This is a genomic window from Flavonifractor sp. An82 (assembly GCF_002159265.1).
GTDB lineage: Bacteria > Bacillota > Clostridia > Oscillospirales > Oscillospiraceae > Flavonifractor.
Genome location: NZ_NFHG01000008.1, coordinates 39,978 through 57,231 on the forward strand (window position 1 = coordinate 39,978; position 17,254 = coordinate 57,231).

Annotated in this window: 12 protein-coding genes; 6 read left to right on the forward strand and 6 right to left on the reverse strand. The window is 66.1% G+C overall.

Translation table 11 applies throughout. From position 1 onward, the window contains the following. Positions 1–51: 51 nt before the first annotated feature. Together B5G34_RS09800 and B5G34_RS09805 are read left to right on the forward strand one after the other, a co-directional pair. The gene (locus tag B5G34_RS09800) at positions 52–2,769 is read left to right on the forward strand and encodes a PD-(D/E)XK nuclease family protein (protein ID WP_087336577.1); all 2,718 of its coding nucleotides are present in this window, start codon (positions 52–54) and stop codon (positions 2,767–2,769) included. Beyond that, on the forward strand, positions 2,766–6,482 hold the full coding sequence (locus tag B5G34_RS09805) for a UvrD-helicase domain-containing protein (protein ID WP_087336580.1): 3,717 nt from the start codon (positions 2,766–2,768) through the stop codon (positions 6,480–6,482). The genes B5G34_RS09800 and B5G34_RS09805 overlap by 4 nt, the downstream gene beginning before the upstream one ends. A gap of 52 nt (positions 6,483–6,534) precedes the next feature. Here B5G34_RS09805 and B5G34_RS09810 read toward each other — a convergent pair whose 3' ends face one another. Continuing rightward, on the reverse strand, positions 6,535–7,155 hold the full coding sequence (locus tag B5G34_RS09810; protein ID WP_275532296.1) for an ATP-dependent Clp protease proteolytic subunit: 621 nt from the start codon (positions 7,153–7,155) through the stop codon (positions 6,535–6,537). A gap of 83 nt (positions 7,156–7,238) precedes the next feature. Between B5G34_RS09810 and B5G34_RS09815 the strand changes: the two genes are divergently transcribed. Genes B5G34_RS09815 through B5G34_RS09830 form a run of 4 tightly spaced genes read left to right on the forward strand, consistent with a single transcriptional unit; the run spans position 7,239 to position 13,213 of the window. Continuing rightward, the gene (locus B5G34_RS09815) at positions 7,239–8,594 is read left to right on the forward strand and encodes an ankyrin repeat domain-containing protein (protein WP_087336586.1); all 1,356 of its coding nucleotides are present in this window, start codon (positions 7,239–7,241) and stop codon (positions 8,592–8,594) included. Further along, positions 8,584–9,945, forward strand: coding sequence for a VWA-like domain-containing protein (locus tag B5G34_RS09820; protein WP_087336590.1), 1,362 nt, complete (start codon positions 8,584–8,586; stop codon positions 9,943–9,945). The genes B5G34_RS09815 and B5G34_RS09820 overlap by 11 nt, the downstream gene beginning before the upstream one ends. Beyond that, positions 9,942–11,417 (forward strand): AAA family ATPase, encoded by a 1,476-nt coding sequence (locus tag B5G34_RS09825; RefSeq protein ID WP_087336593.1) that lies wholly within the window; start codon positions 9,942–9,944, stop codon positions 11,415–11,417. Before B5G34_RS09820 ends, B5G34_RS09825 begins: the two co-directional genes overlap by 4 nt. Then, positions 11,414–13,213, forward strand: coding sequence for an AAA family ATPase (locus B5G34_RS09830; protein WP_087336596.1), 1,800 nt, complete (start codon positions 11,414–11,416; stop codon positions 13,211–13,213). The genes B5G34_RS09825 and B5G34_RS09830 overlap by 4 nt, the downstream gene beginning before the upstream one ends. 62 nt (positions 13,214–13,275) lie before the next feature. Here B5G34_RS09830 and B5G34_RS09835 read toward each other — a convergent pair whose 3' ends face one another. From B5G34_RS09835 to B5G34_RS09855, 5 genes are read right to left on the reverse strand one after another with little or no spacing between them, the layout of a single operon-like run. After that, complete coding sequence (locus tag B5G34_RS09835) at positions 13,276–14,376, reverse strand: S-layer homology domain-containing protein (protein WP_087336600.1); 1,101 nt, start codon at positions 14,374–14,376, stop codon at positions 13,276–13,278. A 45-nt stretch (positions 14,377–14,421) separates the two neighbouring features. Further along, positions 14,422–15,201 carry an Ig-like domain-containing protein gene (locus B5G34_RS09840; protein WP_087336603.1) on the reverse strand — a complete coding sequence of 260 codons (780 nt, stop codon included), beginning with the start codon at positions 15,199–15,201 and terminating at the stop codon, positions 14,422–14,424. After that, complete coding sequence (locus B5G34_RS09845) at positions 15,198–15,410, reverse strand: hypothetical protein (RefSeq protein WP_087336606.1); 213 nt, start codon at positions 15,408–15,410, stop codon at positions 15,198–15,200. Before B5G34_RS09845 ends, B5G34_RS09840 begins: the two co-directional genes overlap by 4 nt. Then, the gene (locus B5G34_RS09850; RefSeq protein WP_087336609.1) at positions 15,407–16,153 is read right to left on the reverse strand and encodes a hypothetical protein; all 747 of its coding nucleotides are present in this window, start codon (positions 16,151–16,153) and stop codon (positions 15,407–15,409) included. The genes B5G34_RS09845 and B5G34_RS09850 overlap by 4 nt, the downstream gene beginning before the upstream one ends. Before the next feature lie 4 nt (positions 16,154–16,157). Beyond that, complete coding sequence (locus B5G34_RS09855; RefSeq protein WP_087336613.1) at positions 16,158–17,249, reverse strand: ABC transporter substrate-binding protein; 1,092 nt, start codon at positions 17,247–17,249, stop codon at positions 16,158–16,160. Positions 17,250–17,254 lie beyond the last annotated feature (5 nt).

A 17,254-nucleotide genomic window follows, 5' to 3' on the forward strand; every position in this document is an offset into this window, starting at 1 on the left:
CGGTATGCGAATGTTATACTGAGAACACTACCATCATCTGGAGGTGTGTCCATGGAAGCCACCCTTTCTGCCCTGCGCCAGTTCCTGTGTGACGGCGGGTTTGAGTATCTGCTGGTGGTCCCCGGCCAGTCCATGGGAAAACAGCTGCTGGACCTCTACGCCGCCCGGTTCGGGGGCGTCATGGGTCTGCGAGTGGAGACCCCCGCCACCCTGGCCCAGGAACTGTGCGCCCGCCGGGGGATTTCCCGCCCTCTGCTGGGTGACGGTCCCGCCGCCCTGCTGGTCCTCCGCCTGCTGCAAGAGGGCTGCGCCCAGCCCCAACAGCCGCTGGCCTACTTCTCCGCCCTGGGAGAGAGCTGCCTCACCCTGTCCACCGCCCGGGAGCTGCTGCGGGTCTTTCATCTGCTGGAAGAGGAGGGGCTGGACGGGCTGCCCGCCCCTCTGCTGACAGAGCCCCGTCTGGCCGATCTGGATCACCTGTACCGCCGGTTCCAGGCAGAAAAGCAGGCCCAGGGCCTGTGGGACCGGTTTGACCTGTTCCGGGCCGCCGAAGTCTCAGCGGCGGAGGAACCTCTGTCCATCCCCACCGCCCTCTGCGGCAGCCTCACCGCCCGGGGAGTGGCGCGCCGCTTTCTGGAGACTGTTTGCCCGGAACCTGCCGTGCTGCCCATCCCCATATGGGACGCCGTGACCCCCACCCCCTCCTTTTGGCTGCCCCAGACCCCCGCACCCATTGCCGCAACACTCCGCTTTGCCCGGGGCTACGGCCAGGAAAACGAAGCTCTCTTCCCCCTCTACGACCTGTTGGAGCAGGGATATCCCCTGGGACAGGTGTCCATCGTGTGCACCAGTTCCTCCTATCTGCCTCTGCTGGCCGACCATGCCGCCCGGCTGGGGATCCCTCTGACCCTGGGGGACGGTCTGCCCCTGGACACCGCCCCCCTGTGTCAGCTGGTGGGGCAGCTGGCCGCCTGGTATCAGGAGGACTGTCCGGTGGAGGGGCTGGCCGACCTCATGGCCGGCGGGCTGGTCTTTCCCCACGGTGCCGCCCTTCTCCGGTTCCTGCGGAAGTGGAACGCGGGCTTCCGGCTGGAGCGGTATGAATCCTGCTTCCGCCGGGCCCTGGAGCAGCTGCCCCCCGAGGACGAGAGCGGGCTGCGCACCAATCTGGAGGACTGGCTGGCCCTCACCGACCAGCTCCAAACTCTCTTCCATCCCGATACCGCCCCGGCGGAGGGGCTCACCCTGCTGGGCAAGCTGCTCACCCGGTGCTATGTCCGCTTCCATCCCCAGCAGGGGGCGGGGGCCTACGCCGCTTTGATGGAGCTGGCCGACCAGCTTCTGGCCCAGCAGCGCTGTGCCGCCTTTGCCGATTTTCTGCCCCTGCTGCTGGAGCTGACCTCCACTCGGGTGTGGCAGTCCGCCTCCCCCAGGGACGGCGCGGTCCATGTCTCCCTGCTGGCCAGGGACGCCCTGCCGGACCGCCCCCACACCTATGTGCTGGGCCTGGGCCGGGACAATCTCACCGCGCCGGTCTGGGAGTCCCCGCTGCTCCGGGCGGAGGAGCAGGAAGCGATCGGGCTGCCCGCCGCCGACCGGGAGGCGGAGCTTCCCCTCTGCCGTCTGGCACAACTACTTGCCCTGGCTCAGGGCCAGGTGGTACTCAGCTACCCCTGCTATGACACCGCCCGGATGCTCTCTCTGCCCCCTGCCGCCGCCTACGAGCAGCTGCGGGGCAACCAGGACGCTCCCCTCTTCGACTACCGGCGGGCTGTGGGCTTCGCCCCCGCCGAGGGCTGGCTGGCCGGAGACGCTCCCGCCCCCCTGCCCACATATCCGGATACTCCCCTGTCTCTGCCTCAGTTTCTTCAGGAGCACCGCTTCTCCGCCAGCGCCCTGGAGATCGCCCTGGAATGTCCCCGGCGGTTCTACTTCCAGTATGTGCTGGGCATTCCCCAGCCCGACCGCCCCCTGCTGTCCCACGAGCACTGGCTTGCTCCCAACCAGCTGGGCTCCCTGGTCCACCTGGCCCTGGAGCGATACTTCAGCGCCGTCATCGGCGGAACGGCCAGTCCCGACTTTGACGCCCTCTGGCGGGACTGTCTGGCGGAAGCCCAGGAGCAATATCCCTGCCTGTCTCCCCAGCTGATGGAGCGGGATGGGCTGCGGGCCCAGGCCATGGCCAGGCAGGCAGTCCGGTATTATACTCAGCAGCAGAACGGCTCCGTCCCCCTGGCCACCGAGCTGCCCTTTGGAGGAGCGCCGGTACACCGGACAGTGGACGGCACACCCTTCACGCCGCCGGAGGACTTCCGGCTGACGCTGCAAGACTGCTCCATGCGCTTTGCGGGCACGGTGGACCGGCTGGACAAGCTGCCCACCGGCGGGCTGGCTATTCTGGACTACAAGACCGGCTCCGCCAGCCGCTTTATCCAGGGCCTGGACCACAAGATCCAGTACTACCTCTATGCCCTGGCAATGGAGCAGCTGCTGGGACAACCGGTGGAGCGGGCCGACTACCTGCTCCTCTCCCCCGACGGGGTACGGACGGTGACGGTGGACCACCCCGCCCATCAGCCCGACTGCGCCGCCCGGCTGGACGCCCTTTTGAAGGTGCTGGGCGACCCGGAATCCATCCGCATGAAGCAGCCGGTGTGGGAAAACGGCGCCTTCACCTGCCCGGAGGAGGGTGAAGGGCGGCAGAAGAAGCTGTCCGCCTGCGCCGATTACTGTCCCTATGCCGGGATCTGTCAGGAGGTGGACCGATGAATCCTCAGGAACAAGTGCTGCGCCAGACCCTTGAAACCGGCGCCTTTACCACCAATTTTCTGGTAGAGGCGGGGGCGGGCGCGGGAAAATCCCATACCATCTGCCAGCGCATCCTCCATCAGCTGGCTGGCGGCCATGTGCCCCCGGAGTCGGTGGTGGCCATCACCTTCACGGAGAAGGCCACCCTGGAGCTGAAGGAGAAGCTGGACGGGCAGGCCCTGGCCTATGACCGGGCCAACGGCACCCAGCTGGCCCAAAAGGTCCAGCAGGTCCACATCTCCACCATCCACAGCTTCTGCCAAAAGCTGCTCTCCCTCTTCCCTCTGGAGTCCGGCTGCCCCCTTTCCATGCAGGTGGCGGACGCCTCCCTCCAGCTGAGCCGGCAGCGGGCCTTCTTCCGCCGCCAGACCCTCCAGGACCCGGCGGGACGCTTTGCCGCCTTTGAGGCCTTCGGCACCAGCCGCCGGACCCTGGAAGACCTCTTTCTGGACGTGGTCAACGACCGGGAGAGCCAGCCGGTCTACGCCGACCCGGCAGACCCCGCCTCCGGCTTTGCCGCCCGGATGAAGGAGCTGGACGATCTTCTGGACGACGCCCATCAGACTCTTCACAGCAAGCTGGCCACCATGCCCGACGGGCCGGATCTGATGCCCACTGCCCTCTGGGATGCGGTGTCGGCCGCCGCCCCCACGGCCGAGCAGAAGCTCACCCTCAAGCTGGCCCTGCTCCAGGCGGAAAAGGGGGATTCCTTCCGCATGAATCCCCTCTTCTTCACCGCCCAGCCTGCCGTGGCCCACGATCTGGCCCTGTTCCAGGCCTGTCTGACCTTCCAGGGCTATGAGGCCGCCGGAGACGGCGACGGGCAGGCGGAGTGGGCCCGGGAGATTCTCTCCCTGGTCCCCCAGCCGCCCCTGAGGGCGGACGGCCTGCCCGACGCCGCGGCTCTGCTCAGCCGCCTGTCCTCCCTTTACATGGCCGCAGCCCAGTGTCTGTCTGCGCTGACCGTCTCCCATGCCCTGCCGGCCATCGCAGAGCTCAACCGCACGCTGGGCTATGATCTGGCCCTGGCCGCGGTGGTCCCCGCCGCCCGGGACTTCCACGCCCGGCACGGGGAGGATGATGCCTGCTTCTTTGACGATCTGCTGATACGGGCCCGGGACCTGGTGCGGGATGTGCCAGCCGCCCGGGCGGTGCTCCGCCGCCGGTATCAGGTGTTCTATGTGGATGAGTTCCAGGACACTGACCCGGTGCAGGCACAGCTGTTTTTCCTGCTGACCCACGGCGCCGACGACGGCGAGAGGGACTGGACCCGCTGCCGCCCTGCCCCGGGCAGTCTGTTCCTGGTGGGCGACCCCAAGCAGGCCATCTACCGTTTCCGGGGGGCCGACCTGGACATCTACAAGCAGGTCAAGGGCCTGTTTCTCCAGTCCCCCAATCCCATCGGCCGGGTGGTGGAACTCAAGACCAACTTCCGCAGCAACGCCCAGATCTGTTCCTTTGTGGATCAGGTCTTCGGGCCCCGCAAGCGGAAGGGCCAGCCCATCCTCACACCGTCGGAACAGGAAAACAATCGCACCAATCCCAAGGTAGGCAAGACCCTGGACAACGGTCTCTATCAGGCGGGCTACACCGCCATGGAGGCGGAACAGGGGGACGCCGGGCGGCCCATGGTCTTCCGCTACCCCAACTTTGGCGACAAGAACGACCGGCTGGCGGAAGACAGCCTCAAGCTGGCCCGGTTCATCCGCCATGCCGTATCCGGTAACCATACCCTGCGGGACCGCAAGGGCAATCCGGTCCCCATCCGGTTTGGAGATTTTCTCATCCTCACCCGCACCAAGAGGGCCTGCCAACGCTATCTGGACGCTCTGTCCGCCCTGGGCATCCCGGTCTCCTTCGCGGGAGAGCGGCAGCTGTCCCAGGTGCCCCCGGTGGCCCGGCTGGCCGCCCACCTGCGCTACCTGCTGGACCCGGACAACGAGGTGCTCCTCACCCGGCTGCTGATGGAGTGCTATGGCTTTGACAAGCTGGACCAGCTGCCCGCCCTGCGGAAGGAGGCTCAGTGCCCCCTCACCCGGCTGGTCTCATGGCCGGAGAAGCGGCAGGCCCTGACCGGCGGCAGCTTTGATCCGCTGCTGGGAGTGCTGGACCATCTGGCCCGGCTACTGTCTCTCCGCCATACCCTGCCTCCCGCCGCCTTCCTGGAGCATCTGGCAGCGGAGGGGGAAGGTCTGCTCCTGCCCGGCGATCCCACCGATCCCCTGGTGCGGCAGAGCTGGTACGTCTGCCTGGAGCAGTTTTTACAGCTGGCCCGCCAGTGCCCCTGGACCGACTTTGCCCGGGCGGCCCGATACGCCCTGGAGATCAGCCAGACGGCGGTGGAGCGGGAGCTGTCCCTGACGCCGGGAGAGGACCGGGTACGGGTGATGAACCTCCACAAAGCCAAGGGTCTGGAGGGCAAGATCGTCATTCTGGCTCTGGACGGCCCAGGCCGGATCTCCATTTCCCGCACCAGTCAGGTGGACGGCAGCGGCGTCCGGAAGGGCTACTATACCGTCCGGCGGCGGACCGCCGATGGATACACCCTGTCCCTGTACGCTCCGCAGGACTGGGGCCAGCTCTCCCAGCCGGAGAGCTGCCACAACAAGGCCGAGCAGGTCCGCCTGCGCTATGTGGCCGCCACCCGGGCCAAGCAGCTGCTGCTCATTGCCAGCGGAGACCCCACCGGCGCCAAGCCGGACGGCAAGATCAATGCCTGGGCCGAGCTGGCCAAGGAGGCCTCCAACCTGCCCCCGGCCGGCGATTCCTTCTGGGGGGATCTGTTCCAGCCTCTGGCCCAGGACGCTCTGTCCGCCCCTCCGCCCCCGCCTATACTTCAGGCCCAGCCTGCTTTCCAGGACCGGTCCGGCCAGCTGTCCGCCCTCATCACGGAGGCCAGCCGGACCACCCTGGCCCACATCAGCCCCAGCGCCCTGGACAAGAGCCACCCGGTCCACCTCTCCCCCGATCCGGAGGAGGTCACTCCGCCCCCTCCGGCGTCCGACGACAGCCCGGCGGAGCCCGCCGCCGCCGGCCCCATGGGGGCCGACTGGGGCACCATGGTCCACCGGGCCATGGAGTTTTACGTCAATGCCCGGCCCGCCGGGCCCACCGAGGCCCTGCCCCTCATCCGCCGGGCGGTAACAGAGGTGCTGCCCTCCCCCCGGTTCACCGGGCAGCAGATCGCCCTGTTCTTCGGCGGTCACCCCCCCGCAGACTACGATACCGGGGTGGAGCAGCTGGCAGGGGCTATCGTCAAGGCCACCGCCTTCTGGTTTGACCCCGCCTCCCCCCTGCGCAAGCTGGCAGAGGGTCAGTGCTTTGCGGAGTATCCCTTCCATCTCCGGCTCACTGACCCCAGTGAGCCCCTGTACCACTACATCCGCAGCCGTCTGAAGGATGTGACCGACGACCCTGACGTGCTGTCGGTATCCGGTATTCTGGATCTGGCGGTACTGGCGGAGGGACAGTGGCATATTGTGGACTACAAGACCGACCACATCCGCACCGGAGAAAGCCCGGAAGAGTACCGAGCCCGGCTGGCAGGAGAATATGCCGCTCAGCTCCAGGCCTACATCCAGATCCTGGCCCGGCTCACCGGCCTGCCGGTGGCCGACGCCCAGCTGTGCGCCATCCCCCTGGGAGGCGACTTCATCCCCATTCCATTGGAATAAACCACAACAAAAATGCCTGTCCCATTGGGGGACAGGCATTTTTGTCGTTCTGTTACAGCACTTGATCGGCCAGGCCGTAGACCACCGCCTCACCGGCCTCAAAGAAGTGGTCCCGGTCCATATCCTCCGCCACCGTCTCCGCCGGCTTTCCGGTATAACCCGCCAGCAGTCCCGCCAGACGGGCCCGGGTACGCTCCAGATGCCGGGCGTGGATGAGCACGTCAGAGGCCTGACCGCCGGTGCCCCCCAGTGGCTGGTGGATCATCACCTCGGCGTTGGGGAGTACCCGGCGCTTGCCCCGGGTCCCCGCCGCCAGCAGCACCGCACCCATAGAGGCGGCCAGACCCACCCCGATGGTGGCCACATCACAGCGGATGTGCTCCATGGTGTCCAGAATGGCCAGGCCGGCAGTCACCGAACCGCCGGGGCTGTTGATATAGAGGGAGATGTCTCGGCCGGGGTCCTGGGCCTCCAGATAGAGCAGCTGGGCCACCACAGCGGCGGCGGTCTCGTCGGTGATCTCCCCGGTGAGGAGCACCACCCGGTCCTTCAGCAGGCGGGAAAAGATATCGTATCCTCGCCCCTCCTTTTCCTCAATCACATAGGGCATGGTCAGCATGGTATCAGCCTCCTTTGAATTGTCAGCCCCAGTATACCGCCCGGCCCGCTGCAAATTTTATGAGCTCATCGCCGAAATGCTCGTAAAATTTGTATCCAGCGGCCTGCTAAGATAGGGGCACACAGGAGGTGAACGCCATGGGGTCCTTTGACTCTATCCTTGATTCTTTTCCCTTGTGGCACGGCTGCGACTCCCCGCTGGTAAAAGCCCTGCAGCAGAAAAACTACCCTGCCATCTACGCCGCCCTACGCAGGCTGGATGGTCCGTTGAAAGACGATGCCTTCCCCGCCTTCTTCTGCGCGCTCTTCTGCAGCGTCCGGGCCTTTCAGGCCGTGATGGAGCACTGCTCCCCCAAGGAGCTCTCCGCCAGCCTGTGCAGCACATCGCTTCTGAACGGCCTCTCCCCACCTGGACACAGCATGCCTGACAACACCTGGTGGAGCGCCGTGAATCTGGCCGCCTATCTGGACAAGCCGGAGGCGCTGGACCTGCTGCTGAAGGCGGGCTGTTCCCCCAACCGGGCGTCCGGATGCACCTATTCCCCCCTGGAGGCCGCCGTGCTGGGCCGCTCTTTGAAATGTACCCAGCGTCTGCTGGAGGAGCCGGGGCTGAATACCACCGTTACCAAAACTCTGCTGACGCTGTGGGCACAGACCGAGCAGGCGGACCCTCTGCTGGACTGGTGCTGTCAGCTGCTGTGCGGTCCCCTGCTGGGGCAGGAGTACTCTCCCTTTGGCCCCCCGCCGCTGCCCCCCGGCCTCACGGTGGCCCACACCGCCCAGATGGGAAACCTGCCCCTTACCCTCCGTCTGTGCAGGGAGAGACCGGTGGAGCTCCGCCATGGAAGCGACGCCATGGCCCACATCTTCTCCATCTGTATCTGCCGTCTGAAAGCACGCTCCGATACCGATACTCTCACGGATGATGCTTCATCTTCTCTGTGGGAGGTGACCGACGCCCTGCTGCAGGCCTGCCCCACGCTGCTGCGGCGTGAGATTCCCCGGCGCCTGCTGGTACACCTGGCCCTGGCTCACCCGGAAGGGATCCCACCCATACTGGCCCCCTGGCTGGACCGGATGCCGGGCCGTCTGGTGGTCATGGACCCCCGGGAGGATCAGGCTTTTCTCACCGCCTGCATGGATGGACGCTGGGCGGAACGGTTTGGCTCGGAGCTCACCCCCGCCCTCAAGCGCAGCTGCAGCTTCCCGAATCCGGAGTGGTTTGAATGCGGAACCCTGTCCCAGCACCTGGCCTGCTGCAAAATCTGCGGCAAGCCGCCCAAGGGCGCGCTGAGCGCTCTGGCCAAATCCGCCCTCACCGATCTGTCCGCCCAGGAGCTGGCACAGCAGCTGCTGCCCGGCAGGCTGCTGGACGGTGAGGACCCGATGCTGCTGCTCCAGGCCTTGGAGGAAGACGAGGCTATCGTAGACAAGCGGGCCGCCGTGCTGGCCCTGCACACCAAAAAGGAGGAGGCGGACCCCTATGACCTCTAACTCCACCGACCAGGACGCCCTGGCCCGGAAGATCCTCTATTTCTCCCGCCGGCGGCTCTCCCACCTGGTCCCCGCCCTGCTGCCCGCCCTCTACGCCCTGAAAGACAGGTTCCGAGACACCCCCGGTCCCCTGTCCACCGACGGACGGTTTCTGGACTACCATCCCGAGCAGGTCATCCGGGATTTTCGGGCCCGGCGGGATAGCCCGGCCCTTCAGCTGCTCCATGTGACCCTCCACTGTCTGCTGGGCCACCTGCCCGCACGAAGGGAGCAGGCCGACCCCATCCTGCTGGACGTGGCGGCCGACATCCGGGTAAACGCACTGGCCCAAGCCCTGGTCGGTTCTTCCTTTTCAGTGGATGCGCGCCGGGACAGCTTTGATGATCTGTTGTTCTGGTTCCAGATCGGACAGGCGGCGGACCGATGCAATCAACCGGGCACCCTTACTGCCCTGTGTACCGCTCTTCAAGGCGATGAGCAGACCAGGAGTGTACTGCTCAGTTGCGCCTCTCTCTATGCTGTGGACGACCACACCCTCTGGCATCCGTCCGCACCGGTCCTCCCAGGCAGCGGCGGTAAGGATATCACGGACCAGGACGCCCCTGACTGGGACAGCCTGCTGTGTCAGTTTGGGAAATCGCTGCCCAGCCAGCACTGGGGCATCCTCCCCGATTTTCTCACGAAGGCCATACGACCCGCCCCCAAAAATCAGATCTCCTACCGTTACTTTCTGCGGCGGTTTGCCGCTCCCCGGGAAAATCTGCATACCGATCCGGACTCCATTGACGCCAAATGGTACCATCTTGGACTGTCCCTGTACGGGGACCTGCCCATTCTGGAGCCCTGCGAGGTGTGCGACCGGCCCACCCCTGACCAGCTGGTCATTGCGCTGGACACCTCCGGCTCCTGCGGGGGAGAAATCTGTGCCCGCTTTCTGCGGGAGACCCTCAACCTGCTGCGGGACGTCACCGGCGGCTGCCCCTCCTTCCGCATCCTGCTGCTCCAGTGTGACTGCCAGATCCAGAAGGAGCTGCTGCTGGAGCATGCCGACCAGCTGGACTCCTTTTTGTCCGACTTTACCCCTCAGGGCTTTGGAGGCACCGATTTCTGCCCGGTGTTTCAGCGGGTAGAGGAATTGCGCCAGAGCGGGCGTTTTCACAAGGTAAGGGGGCTGCTCTACCTCTCCGACGGCTTCGGAACCTTCCCCCAAGCGCAGCCAGATTACCCTGTGACCTTCCTCATCCCCCGGGAGCAGGATCAGCCCATCACCCTGGAGCCCAGCCTTCCCGACTGGGTCACCCCTCTGTGGCTGGATATGAAACAAAATATTGTTCAGGAGGCACGAGCATGAAAAGTCAGGTCATTCAGCCTGTAACCATCGACCAGGCCAAGCATACCATTGCCCAGGCTGCCCGCATCTATTTCCGCCGGGACAGCCAGGGCCGCTATCTCATCAACCGGCGGCGGGCCCGCCCCATCTGCCTCATGGGCCCCGCCGGCGTGGGCAAGACTGAGATCGTCCGCCAGGTGGCCCAGGAGCAAGGCCTGGCCTTTCTCTCCTACTCGGTCACCCATCACACCCGCCAGTCCATCATCGGCCTGCCCCGGCTGGTGGACGGAACGGTGGACGGTCGGTCCGTCTCCATGACCGAGTGCACCATGAGCGAGATCATTGCCCAGGTCCACCGCACCATGGAGGAAACTGGAACACCGGAGGGCATCCTCTTTCTGGACGAATTCAACTGCGCCTCCGAGTCCCTGCGGCCCATCCTGCTCCAGCTTCTTCAGGACAAGTCCTTCGGTCCCCACCCCATCCCTGATGGCTGGATGCTGGTGCTGGCGGGCAACCCGCCGGAATATAACCTGGGAGCGGGGGACCTGGACCCGGTGACCGCCGACCGGCTGCGGCTGCTTCACATCCAGCCCGACTACCAGGCCTGGCGGGCCTACATGAAGACCCGGGAGGTCCATCCCATGGTGCTCTCCTACCTGGACACCCACCGGGACCACTTCTATCTCTGCAAGCATGAGGAGGAGGGCACCGCCCTGGTCACCGCCCGGGCCTGGGAGGATCTGTCCCTGATGCTCCGCTGTCTGGAGGAGGAGGGCCAGGGGCCCGACCTGGCGCTGACCGCCCAGTACCTCCAGTCCGGCGAGGTGGCCCGCTCCTTCTTCCGGTATTGGAGCCAGTATGCCGCCCTCAGCGCCTCCCATCTGCTGGAGGATATCCTGTCCGGCTCGCCCCAGGCCCTGCAAAAGCTCCGGGATCTGACCCCCGACCAATGCTGGAGCACGGTATCCGCCCTGCTGAACCGGCTGGATGGCATGGCCCGACAGGCAGCTGAGCTGGACACCTTCACCGCCGCCGTCCATCAGGTCCTGTTTCCCCTGCGGCAGCTGCCGGAGGAGGAGCGTCCCCTCCAGCTGGCCCAGCAGGCTCCCGCCGTCACCCACCTGGCCGCCCGTCAGTTCCTGCTGGACGGCGTCCGCACCCTGAACGATCAGGGCTGGGAGGTGCTGACGGAGCAATTCCGCACCCAGCTGCGCCAGCCCAGAGAGGAAGCCTTTCAAAAGACGGCTTCCGCTGTGGAGCAGGCCATTGCGGTCTGCCGCAGGGCTCTGGAGGGCACGCCCCACCTGGAATTTCTCCTGCAGGGGCTGTGCAATTCCGCCCCCTTGAGCCAAATCCTGCTGACCGGCGACCATCCCCAGTTCCGGCAGCTCTACCAGGACACCTGCTTTGACGAGGAGGCGGCGGCTCAGGCCCTGACCCGGCAAACCCGCCGACTTGCCCGCCAAAAGAAGAAGGAGGAGATCGCATGAAGCCCCAGACCCTGACGCCCCCTGCCTGTCCGCCGGAGTTCCCGGAGGTTGCCGCCGTCTGTATGCCGGTCCATCTCCGGCCCCTGCCCGGCGGACCGGGCGACCAGCTTTCCTATGCCCCCCTTCCCCTGCACAGGGAGTTCTCCCAGCTGGAGCAGGACCTTGCCGCCGCCCCCCAGTTCCGAAAGATTCCCCTCCGGACCCTGCTGAAGGAGCGCCGGGGAAGCCTCCGGGTAATTCTGCTGGGCGACAGCCATTATTACGCCTGCCAGGCCGCCTTCTATCTCTCCGCCCTGGCCCGGCTGTGGGACGCCCGCCAGGCCCGCAGCAAAGAGGGAGATGACTTCTGGGATATGGCGGAGTTGGACGCCTATTTCCCTGCCGATGAGAAACAGGGTCCCAACCTGAAGGACGCCCTGCTGGTCATCGCCCCCCAGCTGCTGGACCCGGAGCTTTCCGAGGGGACGGCCTCCGGCGCCGCCCAGCCCCACCTGCCCAAGCAGGGCGCTCTGGACGCGGACGAGCTGAGCGTCTCCGCCGTACTGGTCTCCTGCATTGATAGCCCGCCCCCCACCAGGCAGGTAGTCCAGGGCATGAACGCCGTGGGAAAGGAAAGCGACGGCAGGCAGACGGACCGCTTCCTGGCTCTGCGGCCGGAGCAGGTGGACCTGGAGCTGCTGGAGGAGCTGCGCTTCCACCAGGGCTTTCATGTGGTGCGGCTGGGCCGGCCCGACCAGGCCTACCTCCGCCGGTTTTTACAGGTGATGGCCCAGGAGCTGATGATGCCCATATCCTCCTCCGTGGATCTGGACCAGGTCATTGCCAGAGTACGCCGCTACCGGGGGAGCGCTTTCAGTGAGCAGGACCTGGAGGCTCTGCTCATGTGGGCGGTCCAGCGGCAGGCCGCCCCGCCCCTTCAGCTCAAGGACCTTCAGTTCCACCCCTACCGGCTGGAGGCCCGGGGCTGGGACACCCTGGAGCGGATGGTGGGCCTGGGGCCGGTGAAAGCTGCTCTGCGCCGGATGCTGGCCGCCTCCGCCCTGGACGCCCGCCGCCGGCAGGCGGGCAGTCCCGCCGCTCCCGCCTGCCGGAATCTGGCCTTCTCCGGCCCGCCGGGCACCGGCAAAAGCGTCACCGCCCGGCTGGTGGCCCACATCCTGCGGGAAGAGGGCTGCGGTACCGGCCGCTTTGTGGAGGCGGGCCGGGAACAGCTCATTGGTCCCTACCTGGGTCAGACCTCCCATATGGTGGCCAAGCTGTTCCGGCAGGCCAAAGGCGGCGTGCTCTTTATCGACGAGGCGGGCGCCCTGCTGGACCGTACAGGCCAGGACAGCTATGCCGCCGAGGCCGTCAACGCCCTGGTGCGGCACATGGAGCTGGAGCCAGAGACCATGGTCATCTTCGCCACCTACCCGGAGGAGATGAAGGAGCTTCTCTCCGCCAATCCCGGTTTGTCCAGCCGGGTGGCCCAGGTGCTGGACTTCGAGAGCTACGACGACGGCCAGCTGTGGGACATTCTGCAAGTTCTGGCAGGCCAAAATGGCTACACTCTGCCCGCTCAGGCCAGAGAGATTTGTCTGGACTTCTTTGCTACGCTCCACCGGCAGAAAGGGGAGCAATTCGGCAACGGCCGGGAAGCCCGCCGCCTGTTCCAGGCCGCCGTGGAGGAGCTGGCTCTGCGCACCCTGCACAGCACCACGGCGGGGGAATCCCTTACGGCGGAGGATCTGGAAACTGCCGCCCGGCGGCTGCTGGAGCAGGAGATCATCACACCCCCATCCCCCATCGGATTCTGATGCTCCGTTCTCAAACAAAAAAGAGGCGCTGCAAGTGCAGCGCCTCTTTTTGTGTCAGAAACTCATCCCTCGGCCAGGCCCACGGCGGTCATCATGACCGCCATCTCCTGGCGGGTGACTACGGCCTGGGGATTCAGGGTATCCCCGGTGAACAGGCCGGCGGCCACCGCCCACTGGACGGACTCCTTGGCCCAGGGGCTGACCTGGTCCTTGTCGGCAAAGCCGCCCAGGCTCTCCTTGCCGGAGGCATTCTCCAGCTCAAAGACAGTAGCATAGCGGGCCAGGATGCAGGCGGCCTGCTCCCGGTTCAGCTGATCCTGGGGGCCCACCAGACCGGCACCATAGCCGTTGATCAGTCCCTTGCCGGCGGCCCACTCCACATAGGGCATGGCAGGATCATCGTCGGTCAAATCGGCAAAGGAGGAGGCGGTGTATTTGCCGGCGTTGATGTCCCGGCAGCGGCCCATGAGAGTCACCAGCTCCCCACGGGTCACCGGCTTGTCGGCCCCCAGCAGGGTGTCGGAGTCGGGGGTGAGATAGCCCTTCTCCACCAGCTCCATCACCGCGGGAGCGGCCTCAGGAGAGACGTCGGTGTAGGGGCACTCCACGGTCACAGGGGTCTCCTCCGGCTGCTCCGGCTCCTCCGTGGTCTCGGGGGGCGTCACTTGGCTGTCGGCGGACACGGTGAACTGGAACACGATGTCCTGGCCCAGGGTCTTGTCCGGATTGTTGGCCTGGATGCCGGCGCCGAAGACCAGCACATAGCTGCCCTCCTCCAGGGCGGGCACGGCGATGGTGATGCCGGCCTCCTTGCTGCCGCTGACATAGGTGGGACTGTGGAGGTTCTCGCCCTCATAGCTTTCCTTCACGGCGATGAGGGGCAGGCTCTTCTCCTGGAAGAGGGCCGCGTCATAGTTGTTCATGCCGGCGGACAGCTGGAAGGTGAAGGTCAGCTCCTGTCCGGCGGGCAGGGGATCAGTGATGGTGTTGCGGTAGACGCCCTCAGTGCTCTCCACCGTCACGGCGGCAGGTGCGGTCAGCTTCAGCGTCTGGCCGCCGGTGCCCTGGAAATCATAGTCGGCAGCGGAGGCCGCCACGGTGAGGGACAGCAGCAGGCCTACTGCGCACAGCAGGCTGAGCAGGGTTTTACGGGTTCTTTTCATAACTTGTTCTCCTTTCTTTCCCGGGCTGACGCCCGCAGATCACATTTATTTGCGGCCTCCCCGGCTGCGCAGTACCAGCAGGACAGCTGCTGCCGCCGCCGCGATCAGTACCACTGCCAGGATGACCGCCGCCGGGATACCGCTGTCGGCATCAGGTTGGACAGGGGGCTCCGACGGGACCGGCGTAGGGGATGGCACCGGCGTCTCCGTCTCAACCACAGCCGGGGTGGACTGGATGGCCGGGGTCTCCGAGGGCAGAGGCTCACTTTCCGCCGGTACAGGGGTAGGCACAGAGGTCGGCGCAGGGGTGGGCTCGGGCTTGGCCGTCGGCTTGGGGGTGGCTGCCGGCTTGGGGGTGGCGGTGACCGTGGCCGAGGGGGCCGGGGTGGCAACCGCCCCGGCGACAGTAAAGCGCAGGGTATGGGCCGTGCCCATGGTGCTTCCGTTCTTGGCCGTCAGATTTCCCGAGATGGTGAGGGTCAGGGTCTCCCCCGCCGGCCAGGCGGTGACCGGGGAGACATAGATGGTGTTGCGCACCTCCCGGTCCACCTGGTCGTCCCCCATGCTTACCACGATGGGCACCTGATTTCCCCCGCTGTCAGTCACCGAGAAGCAGGTCATATTGTTGTCCTTCACCTGCAGATTGACCACATTTTTGGTGAAATCCAGCCTGATGGAGGTATCCGCCGCCACATTGGCGGCGCCGTCGGCCACACTGCTGGCACTGAGGGCCAGAGGCTCGGCCTTCCCCGCTCCGTCCACCGCTCCGGCGGTGGTGCACAGCAGGAGCAGGGCAGCCAGCAGGCCGGTCAGATAACGTCTCATGTCTCATTCCTCCCCGGCCGCATACAGGTGAAGGACCGGGCCGTCCAGCGCCGGTAGCGGCAGTTGTAGCAGGAGACGGTATCATCCACCGTCTCGTCCTCGTCGTCTCTCCCATAGCCATCACAGACCGCGGCCCGGGCGGCCTCTTTTGCCTGACGGCCAAAGCGGAACAGCTTCCCCTCCGCCGTCTGTTCAAACCACTTACTCATACCAGCAGCTCCTCCGGCAGCTCCTGCTTGGACAGCAGATCCCAGCAGCCGTCCGCCCGTGGCTTGGCCACGGCCACCCGCAGGTTTTTGCGGAAGATAGGCTTGCAGGGCCGCAGAAATACCAGTTGGGCCTGGTCTGGCAGCGGCTTGCCCGCCGTGTCCCACACCGCGTCCACCCCGCCCCGGGCGCAGAGCTGGGCGGGCGTCAGAACCTCGCCGGGGGTCAACGGCTGGAGCTTGCCCCGGCAGCGGCCGTCCATACCGCTCAGCCGCAGGCCGCATCCCGCCAAAGCCCCGATGATCCCCTGGCCGGTACCTCCGTGCTCAGACAGGGCGACGGCCTCTTCCTCACTCCGGGTCAGGGCCCAGGCGTCCTCCTTGGTGAGCACCCGCTCCTTGGCAGCCCGTCCGAAGGCCAGCAGTCTCTCCCGGTCTCTCAGGGCGGCGGGCTCCACCACGCACAGGCCGGGGTCGGAGCCGGGGGCGCAGGCCCCGTCCAGCCACTTCCGGCAGAAGGCCGTCACTGACGCCGGGTCTTCCGTGGTGACCCGGCTGCACATGGAGCTGTTGTGGGAGGTATAGGGAATGTCGGGGTGGATGAGCAGCTGATGCCGGGTAATGAAGGAGCCCAGACCCAGCCCCTCCTCCGCCAGACAGGCCAGCAGTTCCTCCAGCACCTGGCCGGTGCCGGGGGAGTCCAGGCTGTCGGTATCGTCGATGCAGATCAGCAGGGTATGTTCCATGGCTTTATTCCACCTTTCCTCCGGTCTTGGGGGTGCGCATCCCGTCGCCTGACAGGATGGAGGCCAGCTCGTCGTCACTGACGGTGTAGTCAAAATAGGTCTGATAGAAGGCCCGGGTCTCCTCCTCCAGGTCGATCTCCGCCAGCTCGGGGTAGAGCAGCTGGGTGAGCCACAGTACCGCCAGGGGAGTTTCGATGCTGTTGGGGTGGCCCCACCTGCTGAGGCCGATGGGCATCTGGTACACGTCCCCACGCTCCACCGCCCCCAGGCCCTTCCACTTCTCGTCGGTCAGGATATAATTGGCCACTCCCACCTCATTGCAGATGATGAGATCCGGGTCCCACACGAAGATCTGCTCCAGGGTGGTGTAGGCGCTGCCCCCCTCCATGGTGAGGCCTTCCCCCTCCAGGGACACATTGACCGCTCCCGTGGCGGCGATCCACTGGGCGGGCAGGCTGCCGGCATAGTCGGTGCGCACCGCCTCGTTCACCGAGTGGTAGAGCCGGGGCCGCTCCTCCTGGGGCACCTGGGCGCTCACTTCCTCCGCCCGGGCCAGACACTCCCGGTACCAGGCGATGTACCGGGCCGCCTCATCCTCGGCATGGAGCACCTGTCCCACCAGCTCCACGGCGGCCAGGGCCTCGTCGATCGTGGTGTTGGACACCACCAGATAGGGGATGCCGGTGGCGTCGATCTTGGCCCGGCTGTCCTGGTCCTCATAGCTCTCCCGGTCCAGCAGGATCAGGTCCACCCCGATGCTCAGCAGGGCCTCGGCATTGACCACCCCGCCGCTTTTCACCACCTGGGCCTCCTTCAGGGAGGGGCAGATGGACTGGATGAGCACATCCCGCTGGATGGAGGGGATGGTGGCCTTCACCTGCTCCCCGTAGCCGAAGGCCACCACAAAGGGGGCGCAGAAGGGGTCCAGGGCGCAGATACATGTGGGTTCCTCCGGAATCTCCACCGTCCGCCCCGCCTGGTCTGTTACCGTACGCAGCTCCGCCGTCCCGCCCTCAGGCTGTCCACCGGGGGCACAGCCGCACAGCAGGATCAGGCAGAGCAGCACACTGAGGGCGGCACCCGATATTCGCTTCATGGCTT

What these genes read in the sequence shown, in the direction of transcription:
- B5G34_RS09805 (WP_087336580.1), top strand. Translation starts at nt 2,766, where the DNA reads ATGAATCCTCAGGAACAAGTGCTGCGCCAGACCCTTGAAACCGGCGCC.
- B5G34_RS09825 (WP_087336593.1), top strand. Translation starts at nt 9,942, where the DNA reads ATGAAAAGTCAGGTCATTCAGCCTGTAACCATCGACCAGGCCAAGCAT.
- B5G34_RS09820 (WP_087336590.1), top strand. Translation starts at nt 8,584, where the DNA reads ATGACCTCTAACTCCACCGACCAGGACGCCCTGGCCCGGAAGATCCTC.
- B5G34_RS09835 (WP_087336600.1), bottom strand. Translation starts at nt 14,376, where the DNA reads ATGAAAAGAACCCGTAAAACCCTGCTCAGCCTGCTGTGCGCAGTAGGC.
- B5G34_RS09855 (WP_087336613.1), bottom strand. Translation starts at nt 17,249, where the DNA reads ATGAAGCGAATATCGGGTGCCGCCCTCAGTGTGCTGCTCTGCCTGATC.
- B5G34_RS09800 (WP_087336577.1), top strand. Translation starts at nt 52, where the DNA reads ATGGAAGCCACCCTTTCTGCCCTGCGCCAGTTCCTGTGTGACGGCGGG.
- B5G34_RS09815 (WP_087336586.1), top strand. Translation starts at nt 7,239, where the DNA reads ATGGGGTCCTTTGACTCTATCCTTGATTCTTTTCCCTTGTGGCACGGC.
- B5G34_RS09850 (WP_087336609.1), bottom strand. Translation starts at nt 16,153, where the DNA reads ATGGAACATACCCTGCTGATCTGCATCGACGATACCGACAGCCTGGAC.
- B5G34_RS09840 (WP_087336603.1), bottom strand. Translation starts at nt 15,201, where the DNA reads ATGAGACGTTATCTGACCGGCCTGCTGGCTGCCCTGCTCCTGCTGTGC.
- B5G34_RS09830 (WP_087336596.1), top strand. Translation starts at nt 11,414, where the DNA reads ATGAAGCCCCAGACCCTGACGCCCCCTGCCTGTCCGCCGGAGTTCCCG.
- B5G34_RS09845 (WP_087336606.1), bottom strand. Translation starts at nt 15,410, where the DNA reads ATGAGTAAGTGGTTTGAACAGACGGCGGAGGGGAAGCTGTTCCGCTTT.